We start from the raw sequence: 22,945 nt of genomic DNA, 5'->3' as shown, positions 1-22,945 counted from the left end.
TGAAGTGCGCAAGAACCTTGTATGCGGCAACTTTTCAATAGCTCCAAGGAGGGCGGACGGAGATGATGAGTACCTGAAAGGGCTACGTGCTCGCGGAATTGCCCGTGGAGCGCACCTGAGCGCCGCACGGTGGGCGATCACCAATGAAGATTCGCGATTATAGGCTTGCCCTGAGGCTGGATCCATGATTTTCCGGCAACGACTGCCTAAATTTCCAGGCAATGCCATACATCGATTCCGGAGCCCGGCGCAAGTGGCGGATTCCATGCCAGCCGCCCGGGTCGGTCAACGTGAAGGACACGGATCCGAAGCCCCGGGCGTTCGCAATGGCACTGCTACCGGTCGCCGAAAGTCCGGCTCTTTCGACCCCAGCGACCCGATGCCGGGCTACGCGGCGCTGAGCACCGCGACCAGGAAGTCGCCATTCGGCGCATGCAGCTGCCAGGTGGAATATTCCTGATCCACCGACAGCCCGGCCCGCGCAGCGTCGGCACGGAAATCATCGAACTCGTAGCCGCGTCCGGCGCCGAAGCCTACGACCAGGCGGCCTCCCTCGGCCAGTCGCCCGCGCAGCCGGGTCAGCGCCTGGAGGCGCTCGCCGGCGGCCAGGAAGGTCAGCACGTTGCCGGCGCAGACGATCAGGTCGAACTCGGTCAGCTCCCCCGGGCCCTCGGGGAGCGTGAAGTCGGCCAGGTTGCCCTGCTGCCAGCGCACGAACGGATAGTCTTCGCGGGCCACCTGGATCAGCTGCGCATCCAGGTCCACACCCAGCACCCGGTGGCCGTGTTCGGCCAGCCAGCCGCCGATGCGCCCGGTGCCGCAGCCGGCATCCAGGATGCGCGCACCGCGGTCGGCCATGGCGTCGATCATGCGCGCCTCGCCGTGGATGTCGCGGCCCTGTGCGATGAAGCCGCGCCAGCGTTCAGCGTAGTTCGCCGCGTGGTCGGGGTTGTTGCGGACGGCCGCAAGCCAGAGGTTTTCTTCAGGACCAGTCATGTCCCCCAGTTTCCCACAACCTGCGGTCCGCCCAGGCCAGCGGCTAGATGCGCACCAGCATCTTGCCGGTGTTCTCACCCTGCATCATGGCGATGAACGCGTGGACGGTGTTCTCGATCCCGTCCACGATCGTCTCGTCGTAGGCGATCTGTCCGTCGGCGAACCACTGGCCCATGCGCTCGGCGAATTCGCCGGAATGCTGCAGGTAGTTGGCCAGGGTAAAGCCCTGCAGCTTCAGCCCGCGGGTGATCAGGTTCGCCATGTTGCGCGGGCCGGGGGCCGCCTCGGTGGTGTTGTAGCTGGAGATCGCTCCGCACAGCGCGGCGCGACCGCCGTCGTTGAAGTTCTCCAGTGCGGCTTCTAGGTGCTCGCCGCCGACGTTGTCGAAGAACACGTCGATACCCTCGGGCGCCAGGGATGCCAGCTGCCCGGCGACGTCCCCGTCCTTGTAGTTGAAGGCCGCGTCGTAGCCGTACTTTTCGGTCAGCAGCGCGACCTTCTCGGCGCTGCCGGCGGAGCCGATGACGCGCTTGGCGCCCAGCAGCCGGGCGATCTGCCCGGCGGCGGTGCCCACCGCGCCGGCGGCTCCGGAGATGAAGACGGTGTCGCCCTCCTTCATCCCGGCGATCACCGTGAGGCCGACCCAGGCGGTCAGGCCGGTCATGCCCATCATGTGCAGCCGCAGCGAGCTGGGCACGCCGGGGATTTCCGGGACCGCGGTGAATCGCTCGGCGGTATCCTGGACGGTGTCGGACCAGCCGTGCTGGTGGGTGACCAAGGTGCCGACGGGCAGCGTGTCGGACATCGATTCGGTGACCCGGCCGACGGCGCCGCCGGTGATCTGCTCGCCGATCTGGTACGGGGCGACATAGGAGCGTGTATCATTCATGCGCCCGCGCATGTAGGGGTCCACGGAGATGAACTCGTTGCGCACGCGCACCTGCCCCGGCGCCAGCTCGGGCAGTTCGGAGGTGCGGAACTGGAAGTTCTGCTCGGTAGGCCAGCCGGTCGGGCGGGAGGCGAGCAGGATCTGGGTGCTGGTGGTGTTGGACATGGGTGGATGTTCCCTTTCTGTTGTCAGGTGATCCGGAGATTGCCCGGATCGGCAAGTTGATCGGTGCGCTAGAGGACCACTCCGAGGGCCAAGGCGATGAGTCCCAGCAGCGGCAAGGTGCCCTGCTTCAGGGCTGCGGCTGACTTCTCCGGGCTGGAGATGGCCAGCACGAGGGCCGCGAGCAGCATGGAGCCAAGGCCCGTGAACACCAGGGCCGAGCCCACGGCCAGCTGCCCGGCGAGCTGGAAGGCCAGCCCGGTGACTACGGCGAGAGCCAGGAACAGGTTGTAGAAACCCTGATTGAAGGCCAAGGCCTTGGTGGCGCGGGCTTCTTCGGCGCTGGTGCCGAAGACCTTGCGGGCGGCGGGCCGCTCCCACCACAGCGACTCCATCAGGAAGATGTAGACGTGGAGCAGCGCGGCCACCAGCGCAAGGACCTGCGAAACGATGATCATGGGTGCGCCTTCCCTCGGCGGCGGATGCCGCGGACCTTTATCTGTAACGACCATTTCAACATATACTGAAATGGTCGTTACGAAAAGGGAAAGGACTGTGATGGCTCGAACACTGGCCTTCGACCGCGCCGAGGCGGTGCGCCGGGCGCGCTCCGTATTTTGGTCCCGCGGCTACGAATCGGCATCCGTCCCGGAGCTGGAAGCGGCCACCGGGCTGAGCCGTTCGAGCATCTACAACTCCTTCGGTTCCAAACGCGGCCTGTTCGACGCGGCGGTCGACAGCTATCTGGAGGAGGTGGTTCGGCCGCGGCTTGAACCATTTACAAGAGAGGAGATTGCCGCAGATTCCCTGCAAAACTATCTAACTTCGCTTGCCTCAAAACTGGAAAATACCAATTCGGAGCGATTGGCGATCGGTTGCATGCTGGTCAATAGCGCAAATTCAACTATCGCCAATGACAAGGCCGTTGCAGGTAAAGTCTCTAGCTATCGTCAAGAGCTGCATGACGCGTTTGGCCGGGGGCTTAGGGCGGCCCGCCCAGACTTAAACTTCGAGCGTCATTCTTTATTGACGGATACCATTACGGGCTTGGTCATTGGCGCCTTTTCACTGGTCCGAGTGAGTCCAGTTGAAGCGTCCCGACTTGTGAAATGCGCGGTTGAATTGTCCCTAGCGTGAGCAAGACTTTTATTTGATTTCCGTTTCGACAGGTTCCAACAAGAACAAGCACGTCCTCGGTTCATATCTGACAACCTTTGCAGTTACACGCACGTTGTCACCGATTCCGATAGTGTTTGGAATATCAGAATTCGAATAATTCAGGTCAGAAGTAGTATTCACATCACGAAACTGGAACGATGGGCCTGGCTGCGAATTGGGGTCGAAGTCGTCGAAGCCGATCAGAATGTCGTATCTCGTGGTGTAATTACCGTGGTTATTGAGCGCTCCGACGTTTCCGTCGAAACGTATGGTTCGACCTTCGAAGTCATCTGCGAAATCTGCAATTTCGGAACTGCAAGAATCTCCATCTGACATTACGGCAGCGAGTTTCGTATTGTTCTCAACTGTTAAAATCTGGGAGTCAATGGATTCGGCTACTTCACTAGCGGATGGCTCCACGGGCACCGAAATACCATCAACGCTCGAATCAGAAGTCGGTTCTACCGTCGGAGTAGTAGTTACATCAGCTTCAGCCGGATCTGACACATCGCCACTTTCAAAGATAGCAGCGACAGCCAAAGCCACAATGGCTACTGCTCCCGCTGCCCCAATCAAGATTTTTGTATTCTTTGGCATCTGCTTTTTTACGCGGCGAAAACCAATCGACGTACGTAGAATTCCCGAAGGCTCCTGCGACACCAGTTCCCACCCAGATTCTTCCATGCCTGATATTGTCTTGGCTTCACGCCCCTTGAGTACCTTTACTGTTTCGTACTCATACTGCACGTCCATAGACATTTATGACACCAAATTTCCCGAGGAGATTAACCGCAAACGAGATAAATGTACATTCTTTCGATTTGTTGTACCAAGTTCACGAAATCCAATGATGTCCATTGCCTAGATTCAGAAACCTGACAGAATTTCTTCGTCCAGCGCTTCGCCACAAGGTACAAAATGACTGTTCCGGTGACCATATGAGCCAAATTGACGCAGTCTGATTCAAGCAGCGACAAGAACTATTCGAAAATTACATGGAACAAAGACCGAGGCAGATAGCTCACATCTGGTCAGCGGTCACCCGTGCTCGAGGAATACTGGCACGCGCTGACCCTTCCAACTGGCTTGGCCCCGTCCAGGTGTCCGGGGCCCAGACCAGCGGCCACCTCGGCGCTCCCACCGGTGGAGATCGTGTAGCTGCGGCCATTCACGATGTCCTTCGAGGAATAAACCAGATTTTCGGTCGGCTTGCTGGCGACGAAGGTGGCGAGGAGCTTTCCGGCGGAGTCAGCGATCTGGATTACCGTGCCTGCGGGAACTGAGGAACCCAGCGGGACCTGCAGCCCGCCCTGGGTGGATGAGCTGCTGGGCCCCTGGGCCATGGAGCCGCTGCCGGCCGCCGCCAGCACGCCGCCGGTGATCGTCATCTCCCCGTTCGCGTCGATGGCCCCGTTGCCGGCGCTGGTCGGTCCATTGACCACAATCTGCCCGCCGGATATGGCGATGCCGCCGTTGGAGTCCAGACCGTCGCCCTGAGCATTAACCGTTACGGTGCCGCCGGAGATCTCCAGGTGGAAGTCTCCCGCCTGCTGCGCGCCTCCCCCGGCGCCCGAGGCATTCAGCCCGTCGTCGTCGGCCGTGGCGATGACCGTGCCGCCGGAGATATCGATGATGGCCGCTTCCAGCGCTTCGGTCGAGTCGCTGACCACGGCGGTTCCGCCGCTGATCCTCAATGCCGTCTGTGCCTTCAGGCCGTCGTCCCCCACGGAGACGGTGAGCTGCCCGGCGTACTGGTGCAGCCAGCCGAGGTCCTCGCTTGCGTCGTTGGTGGACTTGATGCCATCCCCGGCGGCGGTCACGGTGTAGTTGCCGCCGAGCACCAGCACGTAGTCCCTGCCTTTCACCCCGTCATCAGCGGCGGCCACCGTGACCTGCCCGGAATCCAGGACCAGCCCGTCAGCGCTCGCGATGCCGTCTTGGTGGTTGCCCTCCACGGACAACTCGCCGCGCCCGGCGATGGTCAGGTCCGCCATCGAGTAGATCGCGGCGTTCGGCGCGTCCGCGGGGGTGTCCGCATAACTCGGGGCGTCGCTGGCGGAGTTTCCGGTCCCCTCCTCCAGGTACAGCAGCACCTCGTTCGCCTGCGCGGCCAGGATGGCGGGGCCGGTGGACGAGGTGATGTGCGCGCCGTCCAGGATGATCCGCACCAAGGCATCCTTGGGGGCATCCACCACCAGCTGGCCGTCGCCGAGCGTCCCGGAGACGCGGTAGGTGCCCGCGGCATTGATGCTCACGGTGCCGCCGGACACGGAGACCTCCTTCGCGTTCTCCCCCGCGGCCGTCGATCCAGAGTCTGCCAGCACAAGCGTGGTTTCCGCGGAGGCGTCCCAGTGCAGGTCATCGGCGTCGAAATGGGTGTCCTCGATGACGTCCTTGGCCGAGGCGGTGCTGGTGTCGGGCGAGGCGCTGGGCACTGCGGCGCTTTGGAAGGTGCTGTTGCCGGTCACCTCGGACACGGTTTTCATCGACCCTGCGGAGCATCCGGCCAGGGCCAAGGCCAGACACAGGGCCGCAGCCGATGCCAGGGCCTTGGTTCGGAACGGGAACTTCATGGGGTCAACCTCGGGGAAATTGAAGGGGCAGTACCCATTGTTTTCCGCCAGTCTGTGACAGCTCTGTTCAGCGCAAAAGCCGCACGTATGAATCCAGCCGGCGGCGCTCGCCGGGAATACGCAAAAGCCGGCCGGGCCGGGGAAAATTCCCCTGCCCGGCCGGCTTTAGGCGCCAGAAGACCTAGTGGGTGTCTTCTGCTTCGATCTCCGAGCGGTCCCCGCTCCACAGGGTGTGGAAGGTGCCGTCCTTGTCGGTGCGGCGGTAGGTGTGCGCACCGAAGAAGTCGCGCAGTCCCTGGGTCAGGGCCGCCGGCAGGCGGTCGCGGCGCAGGCCGTCGTAGTAGGCCAGCGAAGAGGAGAACACCGGTGCCGGGATGCCCAGCTGCACCGCCACTGCCACCACGCGGCGCCAGGCCGGAACCGCCTTGGCGATGGCCTCGGAGAAAGCCGGGGTGAACAGCAGGTTGGCGGGCTTCGCGTCACCCTTGTAAGCGGCCATGATGTCCTTGAGCAGGGCGGCGCGGATGATGCAGCCCTCGCGCCACAGGCCGGCGATCTCGTCCAGCTTCAGTTCCCAGTTGTACTCGTCGGCAGCCGAGGTGAGCATGTCGATGCCCTGGGCGTAGGAAACCAGCTTCGAGGCGAACAGCGCCTGGCGCACGTCCTCCACGAAGTTCTCCGGCAGCGCGACCTCGGTAGTCTCGCCGGCCAGCACGCTCTGGCCCACGGCGCGGATCTCGCGCTGCGAGGACAGGGAGCGGGCGAACACGGATTCGGCGATCGCGGAGACCGGGGAGCCCAGGTCCAGGCCGGACTGCACGGTCCAGCGGCCGGTGCCCTTCTGGCCTGCGGAGTCCTGGATGACATCGATCAGCGGCTTGCCGGTGGCGGCGTCGGTGTGGCCCAAGACCTCGGCGGTGATTTCAATCAGGAAGCTGGACAGGTCGCCCTGGTTCCAGTCGGCGAAGATCTTTGCCTGCTCGGCCGGCTCGATGCCGGCGGCGCTGCGCAGCAGGTCGTAGGCTTCGCCGATGACCTGCATGTCGGCGTACTCGATGCCGTTGTGGACCATCTTCACGAAGTGGCCGGCGCCGTCGGTGGAGATCCAGGCGCAGCACGGGGCGCCGTCATCGGCCTTGGCGGAGATCTTCTCCAGCATCGGGCCCAGGGCCTTGTAGGACTGGGCCGAGCCGCCGGGCATGATCGATGGGCCGAGCAGCGCGCCCTCTTCGCCGCCGGAGACGCCGACGCCGACGAAGTGCAGGCCCTTTGCGGCCAGCGAAGCCTCGCGGCGGCGGGTGTCGGTGTAGTGCGAGTTGCCGCCGTCGATGATGATGTCACCCGTATCCAGCAGCGGAACCAGCTGGTCGATCACGGAATCGACCGGGCCGCCGGCCTTGACCATGATCATCACCCGTCGCGGGGACTCGAGGTTCGCGACAAGCTCTTCCAGGGATTCGGTGCGGATGAAGTCGCCTTCATCGCCGTGGGCCTCAAGCAGCGCGTCGGTCTTGGCGACCGAGCGGTTGTGCAGGGCGACGGTGTATCCGTTGCGGGCGAAGTTGCGAGCGAGGTTCGCACCCATCACGGCCAGACCTGTGACACCAATCTGTGCAGGCATAAAAATAAGTCTCCATCAATTACCGGGAGGTGGGCCGGGAGCAGAGACCGGAACAGTCACGGTCTCAGATCACGACCACGTGACCCTCCCATCTTACAAGGGTTCGACAGGCGTTTCCCAGAGCACGCACGCACTTAAAACATATTTGTTTACGCGTGCCGGGGCCCGCGATAGCCAATGCCGCCTGCTCATTGGCTAAACTGGCGTCATGGCAACTAGTCTGCACGCTCATGTGGTTGAGCACCTCGGCTCCCGCATCGTCAGCGGACAAATTCCCCGCGGCTCCATCATCCTGGCCGCCGATCTTGAGCAGAAACTCCAGGTCTCCCGTTCGGTGATCCGCGAGGCGGTGCGCGTCCTGGCCCAGTGCGGCCTGGTCAACAGCACCAAACGCGTCGGAATCCGGGTGCTCAGCGCCGAGCACTGGAACCCGTACGACGACCACGTGATCCGCTGGCGGCTGGCCAGCGACCAGAAGGGCGCGCAGCTGCGCTCGCTGACCGAACTGCGCATCTCCGTCGAACCGATGGCCGCCGAGCTGGCCGCCGAGGTCGCCCCGGAGGACATGCGCAAGGAACTGATGCTCATCTCGGCGCAGATGAACCACTATGGACGCCAGGGCGATTTGCGCCGCTTCCTCGAACTCGACATCCGCTTCCATGCGCTGGTGCTCGCCGCCAGCGGCAACGAGATGTTCGCGAACCTGTCCACCCCGATCGGCGCGATCCTGCGCGGGCGCACCGAGCTGGGCCTGATGCCCGAACGCCCCCACGAGGAGGCGCTGCTGTGGCACCAGTCGGTGGCGGACGCGATCTCCAACTCCGACCCGGCCGCGGCCCGGCGCAATATGGAAAGCATCATGCGCCGCACGCACAACGAGATCTCCAGCCTGTGGGAGAACGAGCCGCGCTTGTTCGTGGACCCGGCCAAGACCAGCTGATCCCCCGGCGCAAAATCAAAGGATCCCGCTGCGTGCACCTTGCATGGTGCGCACAGCGGGATCGTGTGGTTATGCGGTCCGGGCCCGGCTAGGCGAGCACGGTGGCGATGCCGTAGAGCACCATCACGAAGACGAAGCCGACAACCGAGACCAGCGCCTGGCCCACGGTCCACACGCGCAAGGTGGTCGGCACGTCCATCTGCATGAAGCGCGAGACCAGCCAGAAGCCCGAGTCGTTGACGTGGCCGGCGAACACCGAGCCCGCGGCCAAAGCGAGCACCATGGTGGCGACCTGGAAGGCGCTCAGCGAGGCATCGGCCAGCACCGCCGGCTGCACGATGGCTGCCGCAGTGGTCAGCGCCACGGTGGCCGAACCCTGCGCCAGGCGCACGATCGCGGCGATGAGGAAGCCGGCAATGATCAGCGGCAGGCCTACGGATTCCAGCGAGTCGGCGATGGCTGTGCCGATGCCGCTGGCGCGCAGCACGCCGCCGAACATGCCGCCGGCGCCGGTGATCAGGATGATCGAGCACACCGGGCCCAGCGCCGAGTCGACCACGGTTTCGATCAGGGTCTTGGCCTTGCCGGTGCGGAAGCCCAGCAGGTAGATCGCCAGCATCACGGTGACCAGCAGCGCCACCGGGGTCTCGCCGAACAGGCGCAGCCACTGCACCCAGTCGGCCTTGGGGTCGACCACGCCGGCGGTGCCGAGCATGTTCAGGCCGGTGTTCATGAAGATCAGCAGCAGCGGGAGCAGCAGCAGGCTGAACACGGTGCCCACCGAGGGGGAAGACTTGAACGGATCGGCTTCGCCCGGCTTGGCGCCGCCCAGTGCGGCATCCAGGATGTTCGGCACGGAGATGTCGAACTTCTTGCCCACGAACTTGCCGAACAGGTGGCCGGCGAAGAACCAGGTGGGGACGGCGACCAGCAAGCCAAGCAGCAGCACCAGGCCGACGTTGGCTTCCAGCAGGCCGGAGGCGGCCACCGGACCCGGGTGCGGCGGCACGAACACGTGCATCACGGAGAAGGCGGTCGCGGCCGGGATCGCGTAGGTGAGCAGCGAGCCGCCCAGCCGGCGTGCGACGGTGAAGATGATCGGCAGCATGACCACCAGGCCGGCGTCGAAGAAGATCGGGAAGCCGAAGAGCAGCGAGGCCACCGACAGCGCCAGCGGAGCGCGCTTTTCGCCGAACTTGCCGATGAGCCAGTTGGTCAGCACGTCGGCGCCTCCGCTGGTTTCCAGCATGCGGCCGAGCATCGCGCCCAGGCCGACCAACAGGGCGACGCTGGCCAGCGTGCTGCCGAAGCCGCCGGTCATCGTGGAGATGATGGAGCCGGCCGGGATGCCTGCGGCGATCGCCGTCAGCAGGCTGGTGATCACCAGCGCCAGGAAGGCGTGGACGCGGAAGCGGATGATCAGCACCAGCAGCACGGCGATGGCCGCGGCCGCCAGGGCCAGGAGCGCGGGGGTGCCCAGCGTCCAGTTGAGTTCGAGCTCAGTTGTCATTGTCGTCCTTGATCAAGTCGAGCGTGAGGGATGGGTGTCCAGGCCACGCGGCCTAAGCGGTCGGTGCGGGAAGGGCCGCGAGCAGTGCGTCGACGATCTGCGCGGGGGTTTGCGTGATGTCGGCGGTGAGCACCCGCTCGTCGCTGCCGGGTTCTTCCAGCGTGGCCAGCTGGCTTGCCAGCAGCGAGGCGGGCATGAATTCGTGGTCGCGGGCCGACATGCGTTCCCCGATGAGGGATTTGCCGCCGGACAGATGCACGAACAGGGTGGAGGGCTCATGGGCCCGAATCAGGTCCCGGTAGGAACGCTTGAGCGCGGAGCAGGCCAGCACGATCGGGCTTCCGGCGTGGTTGGTCTCGGCCAGCTTCAGGCCGATGATTTCAAGCCATGGTGCGCGGTCCGCGTCGTCCAAGGCATGGCCGGCGGCCATCTTGTCCCTGTTGGACTGAGGGTGCAGCGAATCCCCGTCGATGAAGGCCCGCTCCAGCCGGCGGGCCAGCAAGTCGCCGATGGTCGACTTGCCGCTGCCGGAAACACCCATCACCACGATGGGAGGGATCATTTCAGTCATGTGTCACTCCATTGTGCATGAACCCTGTAATCAGACTTTAGTGATCCAGTGATTCATAAAATCATATTTATACAGACTAAAAGTCAGCCCCTGTGATGTCAAGCAAGTTCTCCTGGCTGGCCTCCCGCCCTTGGATCCGCGCAGGTCAGCTGTCTGCGGCGTAAATTCCAAGGGCTGCCTCAAGCTGTTGGAGTCCAATTCCTTGGGGAATTCTGAGAAATTCGCACCGCCTGCAGACCAGCTCATTTATCGAGGGGTATTCTCACGATCAAGCCGGTCAACCCGGACTGCTAGGACCAAAGAGCATTGGAGTAAACAATGGGATTCTTAGGCTTCATTCTTCTAGGACTGATTGCCGGTGCCATCGCAAAGGCCATCATGCCCGGAAAGCAGGGAGGCGGCTGGATCGCGACCCTGCTGTTGGGAGTCGTCGGCGCCGTACTCGGCGGATGGCTCGGCAGCGTAATTTTCAACAAAGGCCTCGAAGAATTCTGGGACCTGTCAACGTGGCTGCTGGCGATCGCCGGCGCCTTGGTGGTCCTGTTCATCTGGGGACTGGTCACCAAGCGCACGGCGCACTGACTGAACGAATGACCCGCAGGGACGGCAGTATTCGCCGACCTGCGGGTCATTGCGTGCCCGGCTACGAAACCGGGACGAGCTCAGTTATATGCGCCAGCGCAAACGGCTTTCGCTCTTCGAGGACTTGCAGGTGTAGGTTTTGCCAGCCTTCGACTTGCCCTTCTTGCCCTTGTCAGCGCTCTTGCAGAACGCTCCGGGCGAAACCAAGCCCTTCACCGTGCCCGGCGCCTTGGGCTTGGAGGTTGTGCTCGGCTTCGAGGAACCGGCAGGCTTGATCGGGGTGACCTTGGCGGCCTTCTGGTTCTTGCAGGAGTTCAAGACCTTGCTCATGGCCTTCTTTTCGGACGAGGTCACCGAGAGCGCGTATTTCTTCTTCACGCTGATCTGGGTAGCCACGTACTGGCAGCGGAATGACTTGTTTTTCGGCAGCCATTCGGCGGCATTCTTGTCCCCCTTCTGGCGGTTGGCCGAGGCATCGGCCGCGATCAGGTTCAGCGGATCGTTGGCCAAGGCCTGGCGCTGGGCCTGCGAAAGCTTCTGGCCGCCCGAAATCCACGCATTCTTCAATGCCACCACGTGATCGATGTCGACGGAGCCCGACTTGACCTTCCAGTTGATCTTCTTGCCGGTGTAGAGGTCGTTCAAGGTTCCCGAAGCCACCGTGCACTTCTTCTTGTCCTTGAACTTCACCTTGGACATGTCCCGCGACAGGGCCGCCTGGCGCTCATCGCATTTGTCCTTGTCGAAGTCCTTCCAGCCGTTGCCGAATTCGGCATTGCGGTTGTACCCCGTCGCCGGCGCCTTGCCCTTCACCGGCAGCGTATTCAGGACTGTCAGCGCCTTGGGGCCGTTGAGCTTGGCGCCGGGCTTGACCGCCTTCGATTTCGTTGAAACCAGTTCCGCTTCAAGCGGTTGCACCGCGGATATTGCGGATTCCCCGACGGCCTGCGCCGAGGTGCGCGTGTCCGCCCCGGGAGCAGAACATCCGACGAGCACCAATGCGCTCACTGATACTGTGGCCAAAAGGCGGCGCAGCATATTTCCCCATTCTGAAAATTTGAGTGATGGTGCCCCGAGCGGGCACAGCCATAACTCATTCGCCCTTGCAGATGGACGAAGAATTCCCCAGCCACGAGAGAGTTTAGCCAATGACGCCGACATCCGGGGAACGTTGATGAAATCTGCAAGTTCTTAGTCTTCATACTTCATTCACCGCGTCCCGCCGCAGCGGAATTCCGTTGGGCACAGCACGTTGCCAGAGAGGTGCCGTAGACTGCAAGCAGTTGGGCGCTACGCCCGAAGGACCAAAGGATTCGCATGACTTCGCCTACGCTGTCAGCTGCCAAGCAGCCGAAACGCCCACTTCGACAACTGGCAGTCCAGGGCACCGAGAGGACTCGCTGGCGGGGATTAATCCACGCGTGGTCGACGCCGGGCATCATCATCATGGGTCTGCTGCTCATCGTGCTGGCGGACGGACACCTGGCTGAATGGACTACCGCCGTCTTCGCCCTGAGCTCGATCACCCTATTCGGCACCTCCGCGCTATATCATCGCGGCAATTGGACGGATAAGATCATGGGCTTGTTCCGCCGAGCGGACCACGCGAACATCTTCTTGTTGATTGCCGGTACCTATACTCCCGTCGCCTCGTTGACGCTTCCGCCCAAGCAGGCGATCATCGTGCTTTCGATCATCTGGACCGGGGCCCTGTCTGGAATTGCCGTCAAGTCGTTCTGGCCGTGGGCTCCACGCTGGGTCGGCGTCAGCCTCTACATCCTGCTGGGATGGGGCGCCGTCATGTATCTCCCGGCGTTCTGGGCGGCAAATCCTGCGGTCATGATCCTGATCGTTGCAGGCGGGCTCGCCTACACCGTTGGCGCTGTCTTCTACGCCACCAAACGCCCCAACCCCCTGCCGAAAATCTTTGGCTTCCACGAGCTGTTCCATGCCTGCACCATTCTCGCTTTCCTCTGCCACTGGACAGCAGTGCTCTTGGTAGCCCTGTAGGATCCGCTCCGCGAAGTCCACGGTCACCAGACAACGCACGGCGCCGACCAGCTCCCCGAGGGGGCGGGTCGGCGCCGTGCGTTGGACTTTGGCCATGCCGCTGCAGCCGAAAACGCCCCGAACACTTCATCAGTGTCCGGGGCGTTCGAGGTTTAGTCGCCAGTCGCAGGCTTACTTCGTGAAGTCGTCCTTGATGTTCTTGGCTGCGTCCTTGACGTGTTCTCCAGCTTGCTTGGTCTTGGCAGCTGCCTGGTCGGCGAGGCCTTCGGCCTGCAGGTCTTCATTGTTGGTAGCGTCGCCGACCTTCTCCTTGACCTTGCCGCTGGCTTCCTGTGCCTTGTTCTTGATCTTGTCCCCGAAACTCATGTGCGTTTTCCTCACTGTCGCTGGAACTTCGTACTATCTCACGCTAGCAATTTAGCTTCCGGATCAGGTGGGTAGCTGCTGAATAGAAACCCGAAAAACCAGCACATGCTTGCGACGCATGGAACAGGCGGATATCCTCAAGGCCGCTGTCGCGGGCAACCAGGTTATCTAAACAAGCTTCACTTTCACGGGCCGATGGATGGCAATCTTCTGCCCGCCGAATCATGAGGTTGGAATCCGAGTCAACAACATCATTATTGGCCAATGTTCTACGTAGACTTCAGCAGCTCTTTCCATCGGGACGCGGAAAACCCCACCAATTTCTTGGTGGGGTTCTCTTGCGAGTGAAGGTATTCGTGGCTATCCCCATATCCACGCAAACCGTATGCCGCTCCGGACTACGCCCCCCGGTTTGTCCGGATCCTGCGACTATCACTGTTGCTAGACTACAGCCGCCTGCCGACAATCGGAGTAAAGCGCTCCAATTGTTTCAATATGGCCAAGTAATACTTCGTCACGGAGCAGAAATTCGCTTCTTGCCTCAGGAAAGTCAATAAAACCGACTTTCTCACGCACAGCAATTTGCACCGACGCGTGGGAGTCTAGGTGCTTGAAAATGCTCATTCAGGTCTAGCCGCCATGCTTCCACGCTTTTGACCAGACGGGCCGACCGGCATGGCAGTCTTGGCCTGGATTCCTGCGAGGAAAGTAGAACCTCAGACGACATCTAATTCACTCTGGGGCCGCCACCGACCTAAGGCTTCTGGAAAGAGGAAACCCGCGCAAGTGATCGTGAAGATCGCTTGAGCGGGTTTCATATTTGGTGGGCCCTACCGGGATCGAACCGATGACATTCACGGTGTAAACGTGATGCTCTACCAGCTGAGCTAAAGGCCCTTGGCATTGCCAGCCGAGGATATTTCCCCGCGCCAACAGGGAATAACTTTACGGGGAACCCTGCATCCACGCAAGTCAGGACTCCGTGACATACATCTCTAGGACGGTGGCTCGGTTTGCGCGTCCCGCTTGGGGATCACTATTTCACGCACGACGATCAGGATCGAGGCGGTGATGGGGATGGCAAGCAAGGCTCCGAACAGGCCCATCAGCGCGGCGCCGGTCATGGCGGCGATAATGACCAAGACGCCGGGGACATTTACCGCCTTGCCCATGATTCGAGGCGTAACTTGATATGCCTCCAATTGGACATAGATGAAATAGGCAATCAGGAATACCAGCGCCGCCGATGGGCTGATGAGCAATGCGCCCAAAGTGCCAATGATAAGAAACAGAACCGAACCGATCATCGGAATCAGGGTAATCAAGAACGCCATCAAGGCGAATAAGACTGCTACTTGTGAGCCGAGCAGCAGGAAAATCACCAGAACCACTGCGGCGTTGATGGCCGACAGCGTGACGGCCCCAGCAACCGCCTTGCCGACGGCGAAAACGATCGAATTCAGCGTCGTCGAAAACTTCTCGCGCCGATAGGCCGGCACCAGACGCGCGACGGCCAGCTTCATCGGATCCAACGTGGAGACGAAATACAGGGTCAAGACGATCACCAGGAAAGCTGACGAGATCCCATTGACGATGCCCATGCCGACATGCAGCACGCCCCCGGACAGTGCCAGCAGGTTTTCTGCGGTGAAGTACGTTTCGAAGGCCGCCAGTAGCTGCTCACTCGCGTTGAACCCCATGGACTCGGAAAGCTCCGTGTACCACTGGCTGGCTTGGATCGCGTCGATTTCCTGCGGGATGCTTGCGAGGAACTCAGTGAATTGGCGGACGATCGCGGGAACAACGAGCGCCGCAATACCGATCATGAGGAGGACAAATGCCACGATAACGGTCAACACGCTCCAGCCATGGGGCATGCCGCGTCCCTTGAGCGCGTTGACGGCCGGCGTCATACCCAAGGCGAGGAAGAGCGCAAGTGTGATGGACATGAGCACCGACGACATCGAGACTACGACCATGGCCAAGCCGACCGCGAGCAATGCTCCCGCGGCCATGATGAATCCAGTGGCGAACGGTTGTCCTGGTACCACGGCCAGGCTCTTGGGAAAACTGCTCAGGGTGAAGGTGCGCCGCCCGCGGTGATCCGGCACTTTCGAATCCATGCTCATGGCAGTACCCTACCGTCCAGACTGCCGGCTGGATACAGTCGACGGCCTAATATGTCCTAGTCGATGCCCAAGTCGAGGGCTACCATGTGCTGGTTGTTTCCAGGCAAGGCGTCCTTCACTCCCAGCCCATCCTCCAGGGCAATCGACCGGAAAACCATTGGCAGGCCTTGAGCTACCAGCGGCGAAACACGGTCCATCAGCTGGGCGTGGACGTGCGGCTGGCCAACGAGGGAAGTCTGGACGCGGCCGAAACGCTGGAACGAATCCTCGGAGAATAATTCCCTAAAGTCACGGAGCGCGGAAACGTAAAAACCCAGGTTCTCGATAGTAAATCGAGAACCTGGGTTCCAATTGGTGGGCCCTACCGGGATCGAACCGATGACATTCACGGTGTAAACGTGACGCTCTACCAGCTGAGCTAAAGGCCCTAACCACATCAGCTTTTGCAAGCCGACGAGGAATTACTTTACAGAGCTTTCCAGCTCTGCGCAAATCGGGGCGCTTCCCGAACGCGCCGCAATGCTTCTACGCTTTGTCGATGGCGCTCCGATAGTCCTCCAGGCTGCGCGGCTGGGTCATTTCACTGGTGAAAGTTCGACGCACTATCCCGTCTTCAAGATAAATCGACAGCCGTGTCGCTACGCCCTGCCGCTCGTCGAACGCGCCGGCTAGCCGCGCCACTCGACCATGAGGCCAGAAATCGGCCAGCAGGTCGAACTGGATCCCAAACGCCTCGGCATAATTTCGCAACGCGAACTTGTGATCCACCGAAATCGCGACAACCCGCACCGAACGGTTGGCGAAGTACTCGAGATGCTCCTGGAGCTGCGCCAATTCCGAGCCGCAGACGCGGGAAAATGCCCACGGATAGAAGACAACCAGCACCCGGCCGTCGGACAGCCCGGTGCTGGTGATCATTTCGCCGTACTGATTTTCCAGCGAGAAGTCGAACAGGCGTGAACCCGTTTCGATCATTTAGTTCTTCTTGCGCGGTGCCAAACGAATGGCCGACCAGTCGGCCGAGACACCCTCAGTAGTAGTCACGTGCAGCCCGGCGCTCGGAGCTTCCTGCTGGATCAGCGATGGGGACACATGTCCCTCGCGACCCTGCTTCGGGGTCAGCAGCCATACGATGCCACCCTCCCCGAGGTTGCTCAGCGAGTCCATCAGCGCGTCGACAAGGTCTCCGTCGCCATCGCGCCACCAGTAAATCACTGCATCAACGACGTCGTGATCCTCTTCGGTGAGCAGCTCTGAACCAATAGTGTCCTCGATCGCGTCGCGAAGATCGTAGTCCACGTCATCGTCGTAACCCAGTTCCTGGATAAGGTCTTCATTCTTGAAGCCCAGTTTTTTAACGGACTCCAGGTTTGCCGATACGGCGTCGCTCACTTCATTCCTCCTGATGGTGCAAAGCGTTACTACCAACGAAACACCGTTTCGTCGCTCCATTCAAGCGCTACGGCAATAACACGCCGAACGAATATCGCCCGCCAGAAAGTGATGCAGGCCAATTTGACAGGGTCAATCTAGCGTTGACTCCTGCACACTGTTGCACAAGTCACCTAAAATAGCCTATTTAATGCTATTTTGCCCAAAAATCTCGTCGATTTTTCGGCTTTCGATTCATTAGAGTAGGCAGTGAACCGAGCAGGACACACCACTCCAGTGTTACTGCACCCGATGTCCCATCCCGCTGCACGGCAGAAAAATGTCTGCACCGCAGCGGAGCCGCAATTTCAATCAAGGAGCTTCAGTGGCTGTAGAGGAACACATCTCCCAGATCCGTAGTGGTTTGACTTACCAGCTATCCGATCGGGATCCCGAGGAAACCCAGGAATGGTTGGACTCGTTCGACGCACTCGTCGAAACCCAGGGCACCGAGCGCGCCCAGTTCATCATCCGCTCGCTCCTGCAGCGTGCCGGCGCCAAGTCCGTTGGCGTGCCGATGGTGACCACCACCGACTACGTGAACACCATCCCCGTCGACCAGGAGCCCGAGTTCCCCGGCGACGAGCAGATCGAACGCCGCTTCCGCGCGTTCATGCGCTGGAACGCTGCCATCATGGTGCACCGCGCCCAGGAGCCTTCCATCGGCGTCGGCGGCCACATCTCCACCTACGCAGGCGCCGCGACCCTGTACGAAGTGGGCTTCAACCACTTCTTCCGTGGCAAGAACCACCCGGGTGGCGGCGACCAGGTCTTCTTCCAGGGCCACGCCTCGCCGGGCATGTACGCCCGCGCATTCCTCGAAGGCCGCCTGTCCGAAGAGGACATGAACGGCTTCCGCCAGGAGAAGTCGAAGGAAGGCAACGCGCTTCCTTCCTACCCGCACCCGCGTTCGCTGCCGGACTTCTGGGAATTCCCGACCGTGTCGATGGGCATCGGCCCGGCCAACGCGATCTACCAGGCCCAGCTGAACCGCTACCTGCACAACCGCGGCATCAAGGACACCTCCGAGCAGCACGTCTGGGCCTTCCTGGGCGACGGCGAAATGGACGAGCCGGAGTCGCGCGGCTTCCTGCAGCTGGCGGCCAACGAGAAGCTGGACAACCTCACCTTCGTGGTGAACTGCAACCTGCAGCGCCTTGACGGCCCGGTGCGCGGCAACGGCAAGATCATCCAGGAACTGGAAGCCTTCTTCCGCGGCGCCGGCTGGAACGTCATCAAGGTCGTCTGGGGCCGCGAGTGGGATGCCCTGCTCGAAGCCGACAAGACCAACGCCCTGGTCGACGTCATGAACCAGACCCCGGACGGCGACTACCAGACCTACAAGGCGGAGTCCGGCGCGTTCGTGCGCGAGCACTTCTTCGGACAGCGCCCGGAGACCAAGGAACTGGTCGCGGACTACACCGACGATGAGATCTGGAACCTCAAGCGCGGCGGCCACGACTACCACAAGGTGTACGCGGCCTACAAGGCAGCCACCGAGTTCAAGGGCAAGCCGACCGTGATCCTGACCAAGACGGTCAAGGGCTACGGCCTGGGCTCGCACTTCGAGGCCCGCAACGCCACGCACCAGATGAAGAAGCTGACCCTCGAGGACCTCAAGGGCTTCCGCGACCACCTGCGCATCCCGATCACCGACGAGCAGCTCGAGGCCGATCCGTACCTGCCTCCGTACTACCGCCCGTCCGAGGATTCGGCCGAGTACAAGTACATGATGGAGCACCGTGCCAAGCTCGGCGGCTCCGTGCCGTCGCGCCGCCAGGAATCCGACGTCAAGCTGACCCTGCCGGGCGAGAAGGCCTACGCCATCGCCAAGCGCGGTTCGGGCAAGCAGCAGGCGGCCACCACCATGGCCTTCGTGCGCCTGCTCAAGGACCTCATGCGCGACAAGGAATTCGGCCACCGCATCGTGCCGATCGTGCCCGACGAGTCCCGCACCTTCGGCATGGACGCGTTCTTCCCGACTGCCAAGATCTACAACCCGGGCGGCCAGAACTACCTGTCCGTGGACCGCGACCTGGTGCTGGCCTACAAGGAATCCCCGCAGGGCCAGCTGATCCACCCGGGCATCAACGAGGCCGGCGCCGTCGGCGCGTTCACCGCGGCGGGCACCAGCTACTCGACCCACAACGAGCCGCTGATCCCGATCTACGTGTTCTACTCGATGTTCGGCTTCCAGCGCACCGGCGACCAGTTCTGGGCCGCCGGCGACCAGATGGCCCGCGGCTTCATCATCGGCGCCACCGCCGGCCGCACCACCCTGACCGGTGAGGGCCTGCAGCACGCCGACGGCCACTCGCCGGTGCTGACCAGCACCAACCCGGCGGTTATCACCTACGATCCGGCCTACGGCTACGAGATCGGCCACATCATGCGTTCCGGCCTGGAGCGCATGTACGGCGGAACCCACGAGGATCCGAACGTGATGTACTACCTGACCGTGTACAACGAGCCGATCCATCAGCCGGCCGAGCCGGAGAACGTGGACGTCGAGGGCATCGAGAAGGGCATCTACCTGCTCAAGGAAGCCACCACCGACGGCCCGCGCGCGCAGCTGCTGGCTTCGGGCGTGGCAGTGCCGTGGGCCCTGGAAGCCCAGAAGATCCTGGCCGACGAATGGGGCGTGTCCGCAGACGTCTGGTCCGTGACCTCGTGGAACGAGCTGACCCGCGACGGCCTGCACGCCGACGAGCAGGTCCTGGTTGATCCGTCCAAGGCCCGCCGCGTGCCGTACGTGACCCAGAAGCTGTCCTCGGCCACCGGTCCGTTCATCGCGACCACGGACTACATGCGTGCGGTGCCGGAGCAGATCCGTCCGTACGTCCCGGGCGAGTACCACACCCTGGGCGCCGACGGCTTCGGCTTCTCGGACACCCGCTCGGCGGCGCGCCGCTTCTTCAAGATCGACGCGCACTCGCTGGTGGTGCAGACCCTGCACTCGCTGGTTGAGCGCGGCGAGATCGCGGCCGACTCGGCCATCAAGGCGCACGCCAAGTACGATCTGAACAACCCGAACGCCGGCAAGTCCGGCAACGCCGGCGGCGACGCCTAAGCGCGGGATCGTCCACCTCGAACGCGAATGAGCTGCCCTGCCCGAACAAGTTTCGGGCAGGGCAGCTTGCCGTTAACCGCTGGCTCGGACACCGCTGGATCTGAGGCGAAGGCGCAACGCTAAACTTGAAGGCATGGCCCCAGAAACCGAATCGATCGCCGCCGCGCGGGCCCGGGCAGCCCGCCCTGCGCCGAGCGCCGAAACCGTCAAGCGGCTCAAGAACCACATCGGCGTGCTGTCCACGACCGCGCTGAAATACCTGGACCAGCAGCTGCCCTGGTACCGCTCGCTGGAGCCGAACGAGCGCGCGGCCCTGGGCCTGATCGCGCAGAAGGGCATCTCCACCTTCGTCACCTGGTACGAGGACCCCTCCTCCACCCCGTCCTGGGTGGTCACCGACGTGTTCGGCGCCGCCCCGACCGAGCTGACCCGTTCGATCTCGCTGCAGAAAGCGCTGGGCCTGCTGCGCACCATCGTGGAGGTCGTCGAATCCCAAGTCCCGGACATCGCCCCGGAGAAGGAACAGGCGGCCCTGCGCGAAGCGGTGCTGCGCTATTCCCGCGAGGTCGCCTTCGCCGCCGCCGACGTCTACGCCCGCGCGGCCGAAACCCGCGGCGCCTGGGACTCCCGGCTGGAGGCCCACGTGGTGGATGCGGTGCTCCACGGCGAGGGCCACGATTCGCTCTCCTCCCGGCTGGCCGCCATCGGCTGGAAGTCGCAGAGCAACATCCGGATCCTGGTCGGCGCCACCCCGGGCTCGAACTCGGTCAGCTTCGTCTCCGCCATCCGGCGCCTGGCCACCCGATACGCTCGCGACTCGCTGGTCAGCGTGCTGGGCGACCGCTCGGTGCTGATGCTCTCGGACACCAAGTTCGAGGAGGCAGACCTGGGCCGGCTCGCCCGCTTCTTCGGGCCCGGCCCGCTGGTCTACTCCCCCTTGGCCGCCACGGTCACCGACATGCCGCAGGCCGCGCAGGCAGCCATCGCGGGCTACGCCGCCGCCTGCGCCTGGCCCCAGGCGCCGAACCCGGTGGGGGCCGATGACCTGTGGCCTGAACGCGCCTTCAACGGCGACGAGCTGGCGCGCACCGCGCTGCTCGAACGCGTCTACCGGCCGCTGCAGCAGGCCTCCAACGGGTTGCTGGAAACGCTGTCCAGCTACCTGGCCCTGGGCCATTCGCTCGAAGGCACCGCGCGCGGGCTGTTCGTGCACGCCAACACCGTGCGCTACCGGCTCAAGCGCGTCTCCGAGGTGACCGGCTGGGATCCGCTGTCCCCGCGCGACGCCTTCGTGCTGCAAAGCGCGCTGGTGGTGGGGCGCCTGGCTGACTCGGGCCAGTAGCACTTTTGGCGGTTCCGCACAGTTGCCGGAGCGTCATGCAGCGGCGTTACATGGGTTTTTGCCTCCTCCATGCGCTAGGCTTTTGTAGGAAACCTACAATCCGTGACCGCGAGCTTGGTGCGTGACCACGCGCCACGAGGCCGCAATCTTTGGAAAGCTGTAAGAGTGTTAGCAATCGTATGCCCGGGACAGGGCTCCCAGACCCCAGGTTTTCTTTCCGAGTGGCTCGACGTCGACGGCGTGCGTGAGCATCTTGCCTCGCTGAGCGAAATCACCGGCCGCGACCTGATCGAGCACGGCACCGTCTCCGACGAGGAGACCATCAAGGACACCGCAGTGGCGCAGCCGCTGATCGTGGCCGCCGGATTGATCACCGCCCGCGCGCTCTTCGGCGAGCAGCTTCCGGCCAACTCCGTGCTGGCCGGACACTCCGTCGGCGAAATCACCGCCTCGGCCCTGGCCGGCGCGCTGAGCGAGAACGACGCAATGAACTTCGTGCGCGTGCGCGCCAACGCCATGGCCGAAGCCGCCGCGGCAACCCCGACCGGCATGGCCGCGGTGCTCGGAGGCGACCCGCAGGAGGTCCTTGACCGCCTGGCCGAACTGGATTTGACCCCGGCCAACGCCAACGGCGGCGGGCAGACCGTAGCCGCAGGCACCATGGAGCAGCTGGCGGCGCTGGGCGAGAACCCTCCGGCCAAGGCCCGCGTGATCCCGCTCAAGGTCGCCGGCGCATTCCACACCGCGCACATGGCCCCGGCCGTCGGCGTGCTGCAGGAACTGGCAGACACCCTGGCCCCCGCCGAGCCGGCCACCACCCTACTGTCCAACTACGACGGCCAGGCTGTCGCCTCGGGTGCGGCCAACCTCGAATCCCTGGTGGCCCAGGTATCCCGCCCAGTCCGCTGGGACCTGTGCATGCAGACCCTCGCAGCCCAGGGCGTCACCGGCATCCTGGAGCTGGCTCCGGCCGGCACCCTGGTAGGCCTGGCCCGCCGCGGACTGAAGGGCGTGAAGGGCATGGCCCTGAAGTCCCCCGCGGACCTGGACGCCGCCCGCGAGTTCATCGCCGAGCACACCGCCAACTAGGCGCCGCACCGCGCCAGCTGAAATTTTTCGCCCGCTTGACGCGTCATCGCCCAACCGGCGAGGGCCATCTGGCCTAAGCTTTAAGCGGTGAAACCCTGTCCGTGCCCCGCACGGGACGCGGAAAGGGTTTCGAACAGTCGGATCACGGCCCGTTACCGCGGGCATGAATCCAGAGCAACGACCGGATCCCTCCGGCATCATGAGAAAAGGAGCCATCCATGGCTAGCAACGAAGAAATCCTGGCAGGCCTCGCCGAAATCGTTAACTCGGAGACCGGCCTGGACGAAGCAGACGTGCAGCTGGACAAGTCCTTCACCGAGGACCTGGACATCGACTCGATCTCGATGATGACCATCGTCGTTGAGGCCGAGGAAAAGTTCGAGGTCAAGATTCCGGACGAGGAAGTCAAGAACCTGAAGACCGTGGGCGACGCCGTGAACTTCATCGCCGGCGCCCAGGCCTAGCAGCATTCCGCCAGCGAACTTTTCGCTGGCACACCGTTGTGC

24 protein-coding genes and 2 tRNA genes are annotated in these 22,945 nt (G+C 62.8%); 8 read left to right on the top strand and 18 right to left on the bottom strand.

Features of this window, described 5'->3' with window-relative positions:
• Nucleotides 1-387: 387 nt before the first annotated feature.
• From RF641_RS02300 to RF641_RS02290, 3 genes are all read right to left on the bottom strand, one after another.
• Nucleotides 388-996 carry a class I SAM-dependent methyltransferase gene (locus RF641_RS02300; RefSeq protein WP_424572396.1) on the bottom strand — a complete coding sequence of 203 codons (609 nt, stop codon included), beginning with the start codon at nt 994-996 and terminating at the stop codon, nt 388-390.
• 43 nt (nt 997-1,039) lie between these two features.
• Nucleotides 1,040-2,050, bottom strand: a complete 1,011-nt coding sequence (locus RF641_RS02295; protein WP_424572395.1) for an NADP-dependent oxidoreductase — start codon at nt 2,048-2,050, stop codon at nt 1,040-1,042.
• A gap of 68 nt (nt 2,051-2,118) precedes the next feature.
• Nucleotides 2,119-2,505, bottom strand: coding sequence for a DUF1304 domain-containing protein (locus RF641_RS02290; RefSeq protein ID WP_424572394.1), 387 nt, complete (start codon nt 2,503-2,505; stop codon nt 2,119-2,121).
• A gap of 100 nt (nt 2,506-2,605) precedes the next feature.
• Between RF641_RS02290 and RF641_RS02285 the strand changes: the two genes are divergently transcribed.
• Nucleotides 2,606-3,184 (top strand): TetR/AcrR family transcriptional regulator, encoded by a 579-nt coding sequence (locus RF641_RS02285; RefSeq protein ID WP_424572393.1) that lies wholly within the window; start codon nt 2,606-2,608, stop codon nt 3,182-3,184.
• 9 nt (nt 3,185-3,193) lie between these two features.
• Here the strand turns inward: RF641_RS02285 and RF641_RS02280 are convergent, their stop codons facing one another.
• The 3 genes from RF641_RS02280 to gndA all read right to left on the bottom strand — a co-directional run bounded on the left by RF641_RS02280 (nt 3,194) and on the right by gndA (nt 7,399).
• Entirely contained in the window at nt 3,194-3,964 is a 771-nt protein-coding gene (locus RF641_RS02280) for a DUF4839 domain-containing protein (RefSeq protein WP_424572392.1), read from the bottom strand.
• Nucleotides 3,965-4,236: 272 nt separating this feature from the next.
• Nucleotides 4,237-5,778 carry a carbohydrate-binding domain-containing protein gene (locus RF641_RS02275; RefSeq protein ID WP_424572391.1) on the bottom strand — a complete coding sequence of 514 codons (1,542 nt, stop codon included), beginning with the start codon at nt 5,776-5,778 and terminating at the stop codon, nt 4,237-4,239.
• Nucleotides 5,779-5,959: 181 nt separating this feature from the next.
• Entirely contained in the window at nt 5,960-7,399 is a 1,440-nt protein-coding gene (gene gndA / locus RF641_RS02270) for an NADP-dependent phosphogluconate dehydrogenase (protein WP_424572390.1), read from the bottom strand.
• A gap of 208 nt (nt 7,400-7,607) precedes the next feature.
• On the opposite strand from gndA, the gene RF641_RS02265 reads away from it, so the two are divergent.
• A complete protein-coding gene (locus RF641_RS02265; RefSeq protein WP_047118993.1) occupies nt 7,608-8,339 on the top strand; it encodes a FadR/GntR family transcriptional regulator in 732 nt (243 codons plus the stop codon).
• 88 nt (nt 8,340-8,427) lie between these two features.
• Here RF641_RS02265 and RF641_RS02260 read toward each other — a convergent pair whose 3' ends face one another.
• Nucleotides 8,428-9,849, bottom strand: a complete 1,422-nt coding sequence (locus tag RF641_RS02260; RefSeq protein ID WP_047118992.1) for a GntP family permease — start codon at nt 9,847-9,849, stop codon at nt 8,428-8,430.
• A gap of 52 nt (nt 9,850-9,901) precedes the next feature.
• Nucleotides 9,902-10,420 (bottom strand): gluconokinase, encoded by a 519-nt coding sequence (locus RF641_RS02255; protein ID WP_053798009.1) that lies wholly within the window; start codon nt 10,418-10,420, stop codon nt 9,902-9,904.
• A gap of 318 nt (nt 10,421-10,738) precedes the next feature.
• On the opposite strand from RF641_RS02255, the gene RF641_RS02250 reads away from it, so the two are divergent.
• Nucleotides 10,739-11,002 (top strand): GlsB/YeaQ/YmgE family stress response membrane protein, encoded by a 264-nt coding sequence (locus RF641_RS02250; protein ID WP_047118990.1) that lies wholly within the window; start codon nt 10,739-10,741, stop codon nt 11,000-11,002.
• Between the two features lie 84 nt (nt 11,003-11,086).
• Here the strand turns inward: RF641_RS02250 and RF641_RS02245 are convergent, their stop codons facing one another.
• Nucleotides 11,087-12,010 carry an HNH endonuclease family protein gene (locus tag RF641_RS02245; protein WP_424572389.1) on the bottom strand — a complete coding sequence of 308 codons (924 nt, stop codon included), beginning with the start codon at nt 12,008-12,010 and terminating at the stop codon, nt 11,087-11,089.
• A gap of 309 nt (nt 12,011-12,319) precedes the next feature.
• Here RF641_RS02245 and trhA point away from each other — a divergent pair, with 309 nt between their 5' ends.
• On the top strand, nt 12,320-13,012 hold the full coding sequence (gene trhA / locus RF641_RS02240; RefSeq protein ID WP_082123887.1) for a PAQR family membrane homeostasis protein TrhA: 693 nt from the start codon (nt 12,320-12,322) through the stop codon (nt 13,010-13,012).
• Nucleotides 13,013-13,183: 171 nt separating this feature from the next.
• Here trhA and RF641_RS02235 read toward each other — a convergent pair whose 3' ends face one another.
• The 9 genes from RF641_RS02235 to RF641_RS02195 form a co-directional block, all read right to left on the bottom strand.
• Entirely contained in the window at nt 13,184-13,378 is a 195-nt protein-coding gene (locus RF641_RS02235) for a CsbD family protein (protein WP_047118988.1), read from the bottom strand.
• Between the two features lie 43 nt (nt 13,379-13,421).
• Complete coding sequence (locus tag RF641_RS02230) at nt 13,422-13,643, bottom strand: hypothetical protein (protein WP_424572388.1); 222 nt, start codon at nt 13,641-13,643, stop codon at nt 13,422-13,424.
• Between the two features lie 176 nt (nt 13,644-13,819).
• Nucleotides 13,820-14,002, bottom strand: a complete 183-nt coding sequence (locus RF641_RS02225; protein ID WP_146956155.1) for a hypothetical protein — start codon at nt 14,000-14,002, stop codon at nt 13,820-13,822.
• Nucleotides 14,003-14,199: 197 nt separating this feature from the next.
• Nucleotides 14,200-14,275 (bottom strand) — tRNA-Val (locus RF641_RS02220).
• Between the two features lie 98 nt (nt 14,276-14,373).
• Nucleotides 14,374-15,507, bottom strand: coding sequence for an AI-2E family transporter (locus tag RF641_RS02215; RefSeq protein ID WP_424572386.1), 1,134 nt, complete (start codon nt 15,505-15,507; stop codon nt 14,374-14,376).
• Between the two features lie 56 nt (nt 15,508-15,563).
• The gene (locus tag RF641_RS02210; RefSeq protein ID WP_113607973.1) at nt 15,564-15,896 is read right to left on the bottom strand and encodes a hypothetical protein; all 333 of its coding nucleotides are present in this window, start codon (nt 15,894-15,896) and stop codon (nt 15,564-15,566) included.
• A tRNA-Val gene (locus tag RF641_RS02205) sits at nt 15,860-15,935 on the bottom strand. Before RF641_RS02205 ends, RF641_RS02210 begins: the two co-directional genes overlap by 37 nt.
• 97 nt (nt 15,936-16,032) lie before the next feature.
• Nucleotides 16,033-16,482, bottom strand: a complete 450-nt coding sequence (locus RF641_RS02200; RefSeq protein ID WP_424572385.1) for a redoxin domain-containing protein — start codon at nt 16,480-16,482, stop codon at nt 16,033-16,035.
• The gene (locus RF641_RS02195) at nt 16,483-16,899 is read right to left on the bottom strand and encodes a DUF3052 domain-containing protein (RefSeq protein ID WP_231735959.1); all 417 of its coding nucleotides are present in this window, start codon (nt 16,897-16,899) and stop codon (nt 16,483-16,485) included.
• 319 nt (nt 16,900-17,218) lie between these two features.
• On the opposite strand from RF641_RS02195, the gene aceE reads away from it, so the two are divergent.
• The 4 genes from aceE to RF641_RS02175 all read left to right on the top strand — a co-directional run bounded on the left by aceE (nt 17,219) and on the right by RF641_RS02175 (nt 22,903).
• Nucleotides 17,219-20,008 carry a pyruvate dehydrogenase (acetyl-transferring), homodimeric type gene (gene aceE, locus RF641_RS02190; RefSeq protein WP_424572384.1) on the top strand — a complete coding sequence of 930 codons (2,790 nt, stop codon included), beginning with the start codon at nt 17,219-17,221 and terminating at the stop codon, nt 20,006-20,008.
• Between the two features lie 133 nt (nt 20,009-20,141).
• Nucleotides 20,142-21,350: a PucR family transcriptional regulator gene (locus RF641_RS02185; RefSeq protein WP_052772348.1), complete on the top strand. Its 1,209-nt coding sequence runs from the start codon at nt 20,142-20,144 to the stop codon at nt 21,348-21,350.
• 165 nt (nt 21,351-21,515) lie between these two features.
• A complete protein-coding gene (locus RF641_RS02180) occupies nt 21,516-22,439 on the top strand; it encodes an ACP S-malonyltransferase (protein WP_047118983.1) in 924 nt (307 codons plus the stop codon).
• A 218-nt stretch (nt 22,440-22,657) separates the two neighbouring features.
• Nucleotides 22,658-22,903, top strand: coding sequence for an acyl carrier protein (locus RF641_RS02175; protein ID WP_047118982.1), 246 nt, complete (start codon nt 22,658-22,660; stop codon nt 22,901-22,903).
• Nucleotides 22,904-22,945: the final 42 nt, after the last annotated feature.

Source organism: Arthrobacter sp. 'calajunan' (assembly GCF_046940185.1).
In the GTDB taxonomy this organism is placed as follows: Bacteria; Actinomycetota; Actinomycetes; order Actinomycetales; family Micrococcaceae; genus Glutamicibacter; species Glutamicibacter soli.
The sequence above is the reverse complement of the archived record's forward strand: the minus strand, read 5'-3'. Positions and strand labels throughout refer to the sequence as shown.

Bases quoted from the DNA above. Each gene is read 5' to 3' on its own strand.
- RF641_RS02300 (WP_424572396.1), bottom strand. From the start codon at position 996: ATGACTGGTCCTGAAGAAAACCTCTGGCTTGCGGCCGTCCGCAACAAC.
- RF641_RS02295 (WP_424572395.1), bottom strand. From the start codon at position 2,050: ATGTCCAACACCACCAGCACCCAGATCCTGCTCGCCTCCCGCCCGACC.
- RF641_RS02290 (WP_424572394.1), bottom strand. From the start codon at position 2,505: ATGATCATCGTTTCGCAGGTCCTTGCGCTGGTGGCCGCGCTGCTCCAC.
- RF641_RS02285 (WP_424572393.1), top strand. From the start codon at position 2,606: ATGGCTCGAACACTGGCCTTCGACCGCGCCGAGGCGGTGCGCCGGGCG.
- RF641_RS02280 (WP_424572392.1), bottom strand. From the start codon at position 3,964: ATGTCTATGGACGTGCAGTATGAGTACGAAACAGTAAAGGTACTCAAG.
- RF641_RS02275 (WP_424572391.1), bottom strand. From the start codon at position 5,778: ATGAAGTTCCCGTTCCGAACCAAGGCCCTGGCATCGGCTGCGGCCCTG.
- gndA (WP_424572390.1), bottom strand. From the start codon at position 7,399: ATGCCTGCACAGATTGGTGTCACAGGTCTGGCCGTGATGGGTGCGAAC.
- RF641_RS02265 (WP_047118993.1), top strand. From the start codon at position 7,608: ATGGCAACTAGTCTGCACGCTCATGTGGTTGAGCACCTCGGCTCCCGC.
- RF641_RS02260 (WP_047118992.1), bottom strand. From the start codon at position 9,849: ATGACAACTGAGCTCGAACTCAACTGGACGCTGGGCACCCCCGCGCTC.
- RF641_RS02255 (WP_053798009.1), bottom strand. From the start codon at position 10,420: ATGACTGAAATGATCCCTCCCATCGTGGTGATGGGTGTTTCCGGCAGC.
- RF641_RS02250 (WP_047118990.1), top strand. From the start codon at position 10,739: ATGGGATTCTTAGGCTTCATTCTTCTAGGACTGATTGCCGGTGCCATC.
- trhA (WP_082123887.1), top strand. From the start codon at position 12,320: ATGACTTCGCCTACGCTGTCAGCTGCCAAGCAGCCGAAACGCCCACTT.
- RF641_RS02235 (WP_047118988.1), bottom strand. From the start codon at position 13,378: ATGAGTTTCGGGGACAAGATCAAGAACAAGGCACAGGAAGCCAGCGGC.
- RF641_RS02225 (WP_146956155.1), bottom strand. From the start codon at position 14,002: ATGAGCATTTTCAAGCACCTAGACTCCCACGCGTCGGTGCAAATTGCT.
- RF641_RS02215 (WP_424572386.1), bottom strand. From the start codon at position 15,507: ATGAGCATGGATTCGAAAGTGCCGGATCACCGCGGGCGGCGCACCTTC.
- RF641_RS02200 (WP_424572385.1), bottom strand. From the start codon at position 16,482: ATGATCGAAACGGGTTCACGCCTGTTCGACTTCTCGCTGGAAAATCAG.
- aceE (WP_424572384.1), top strand. From the start codon at position 17,219: ATGTCTGCACCGCAGCGGAGCCGCAATTTCAATCAAGGAGCTTCAGTG.
- RF641_RS02185 (WP_052772348.1), top strand. From the start codon at position 20,142: ATGGCCCCAGAAACCGAATCGATCGCCGCCGCGCGGGCCCGGGCAGCC.
- RF641_RS02175 (WP_047118982.1), top strand. From the start codon at position 22,658: ATGGCTAGCAACGAAGAAATCCTGGCAGGCCTCGCCGAAATCGTTAAC.